At 67.1% G+C, this 2838-nt stretch carries 2 protein-coding genes and 1 pseudogene; 2 read left to right on the top strand and 1 reads right to left on the bottom strand.

Annotated features, from left to right (window positions below):
• Positions 1-545, top strand: a pseudogene (locus AC31A1_RS49520) (serine/threonine protein kinase); the annotation flags it as partial.
• A 6-nt stretch (positions 546-551) separates the two neighbouring features.
• Here AC31A1_RS49520 and AC31A1_RS49515 read toward each other — a convergent pair.
• A complete protein-coding gene (locus tag AC31A1_RS49515; RefSeq protein ID WP_489659612.1) occupies positions 552-1982 on the bottom strand; it encodes an amino acid permease in 1431 nt (476 codons plus the stop codon).
• 215 nt (positions 1983-2197) lie between these two features.
• Between AC31A1_RS49515 and AC31A1_RS49510 the strand changes: the two genes are divergently transcribed.
• A complete protein-coding gene (locus tag AC31A1_RS49510) occupies positions 2198-2683 on the top strand; it encodes a ribose-5-phosphate isomerase (RefSeq protein WP_489659611.1) in 486 nt (161 codons plus the stop codon).
• Positions 2684-2838: the final 155 nt, after the last annotated feature.

Below are 2838 nucleotides of genomic sequence, written 5' to 3'. Positions count from 1 at the left end.
CCGGCGGATCATCCGGTACTTCATCGATTTCGGTGGGACCGTCCGCCTCCCCGTCCCTCACAGCCACGTCCCCGTCCGCCTCCCCGTCCCCCACGGTCGAGGGCACCTCCCGCCCCCCGACCCTGCCCCCGGGCACGCACCGAGAGGCGGGTGGGTTCGCGTGGGCGACGCCCAACGGCTGGCGGCGGGATCTGAAGACGGGGGCCGAGGTGCACTACACGTCCCCGGACGGGAGCCAGGAGCTCGTGGGGAAGTCGTCCCTCGCGCGCGGTGACCTGATGGAGACCTGGGAGGCCTCGGAACGGAACGCCCACCAGGGGGAGAGCTACCGGAAGATCCGGCTCGACAGGACGACGTTCCGTGGTTATCCGGCGGTGAGTTGGGAGTACACGTTCACGCTCAAGGGCGTCCCGTGGCACGCCCGGCTGCTCGGTTTCGACGAGGACGGGAAGTCGTACCAGATCAACACCTGGTACCAGCCGGGCGTGGAGACCCAGGCCCTGAAGACCTACGACAGGGTCAAGAACAGCTTCGTGGTGCTGTGAACTCCCTCAGCCCACAGACACCTTGTCCGTGTCGGTGTCCGTCTCGGCGGTCGTGGCCGTCTGTCCGCCCCGCACCCGCTCCTTGATCACCGAGACCGTCACGACCGCCAACGCGACCAGCAGGGACAGCAGAACGGTCGTACGGCCGCTGCTCTCGCCCTCGGTGTCGGTGAGCATGTAGCCGAGGACGAAGACGATCAGGGCGATCGTCGCCCAGGTCAGATACGGGTACAGCCACATCCGCACGACGAGCTTCTCCGGCGACTCGCGCTCGATGATCCGGCGCATGCGCAGCTGGGACGCGCAGATGACCAGCCACACGAACAGGGCTACCGCGCCTGAGGAGTTGACGAGGAAGAGGAAGACCGTGTCCGGGAAGGCGTAGTTGAAGAACACGGCGACGAACCCGAAGACGACGGAGGCGATGATCGCCGCCATCGGTACACCGCGGGACGTGGTCCGCGCGAACGCCTTCGGCGCGTCACCGCGACTGCCCAGCGAGAATGCCATGCGGGAGGCCGTGTAGAGACCGGAGTTGAGGCAGGACAGCACCGAGGTCAGCACGATGAAGTTCATGATCTGGCCGGCGTGCGCGATGCCGAGGGAGTCGAGGGCGGCGACGTACGAGCCCTGCGCCTTGATCGACGGGTCGTTCCACGGGAGCAGGCAGACGACGATGAAGATCGAGCCGAGGTAGAAGACGCCGATGCGCCAGATGATGCTGTTGGTCGACTTGGTGACCGCGCGCTGCGGGTCCTGGGACTCACCGGCGGCCAGCGTGGCGATCTCGCTGCCCATGAAGGAGAAGACGACCAGCAGGACGCCGGTCAGGATCGCGCCGGGCCCGTTCGGCAGGAAGCCGCCGTGGTCGGTGAGATTGCCGAAGCCCGCCTTGTCGGTGTGGGCGCCGGGCAGCACGCCGAAGATCGCCAGCGCGCCGACGACGATGAACGCGCCGATCGCCACGACCTTGATCCCGGCGAACCAGAACTCGAACTCGCCGTAGGAACCGACCGATACGAGGTTCGTGGCGGTCAGCACCACCATCACGATGAGCGCCCAGCCCCACTGCGGTACGGCCGGTATCCACCCTTCGAGGATCTTGGCGCCGGCGGTCGCCTCGACGGCGAGCACGACGACCCAGAAGAACCAGTACAGCCAGCCGATCGAGAAACCGGCCCAGCGGCCGAGCGCGCGGTCGGCGTGCGCCGAGAACGAGCCGGAGGTGGGGTTCGCGGCCGACATCTCGCCGAGCATGCGCATCACCAGCACCACGAGCGTGCCGACGAGCGCGTAGGAGAGCAGGATGCCGGGGCCCGCGGTCGCGATGCCCGAACTGGAGCCGACGAACAGGCCGGCGCCGATGACACCGCCGATCGCGATCATCGAGAGATGTCGGTTCTTGAGTCCTGCCTGAAGGCCGGAACCAGAGGTCATGGGGGGAGTTCCTTTACGCCGGTTGGGATGCCGGTGGGGGGTGCCCGTACGAGCGGCGTACGGGTCGGTCCAGTGAATCGGAGGTAAAGGAATTCCTGAACCTTTGAATCCAGATCGTTACTTGAGGTTTCCTTGAGGTTGCGAGGCGTTGCCTGTATTTAACGTGGTCGGGCCCCGGAGCTGCTTCCCGGAAACAGCCGTGTCACACTCGACGCATGCGCGTGTATCTCGGCTCCGACCATGCGGGCTTCGAACTCAAGAACCACCTCGTCGAGTGGCTGAAGGAGGCGGGCCATGAGCCCGTCGACTGCGGCCCGCACATCTACGACGCCCAGGACGACTACCCGCCCTTCTGCCTCCGCGCCGCCGAGCGCACCGCCGCCGACCCCGAGGCCCTCGGCATCGTCATCGGCGGCTCCGGCAACGGCGAGCAGATCGCGGCGAACAAGGTCAAGGGCGTGCGTGCGGCCCTCGCCTGGAGCGAGGAGACCGCCTCGCTCGGCCGCCAGCACAACAACGCGAACGTCGTGGCTGTCGGCGCGCGGATGCACACGGAGGAGGAGGCGACGAAGTTCGTCGAGATCTTCGTCGGTACGCCGTTCTCCGAGGACCCGCGGCACATTCGTCGCATCGACATGCTGGCGAAGTACGAGGCGACGGGGGAGCTGCCGGAGATTCCGGCGCACCATCCGCAGCAGTAGAGAACCAGCCACTCCGGGCGGTAAAAATCAGCCTCTCCGGCGTCTGAGGAGCGGGGTCCGGGGCGGAGCCCCGAGGTTTTTCGAGCGCCCACCTGTCAACTGACCGAGACGGGTGGGCGCTCGAAAAACCTCGGGGCTCCGCCCCGGACCCCGCT

This window comes from Streptomyces sp. P5F9 (genome assembly GCF_057961495.1).
This window is presented reverse-complemented; position numbering and strand designations above follow the sequence as displayed.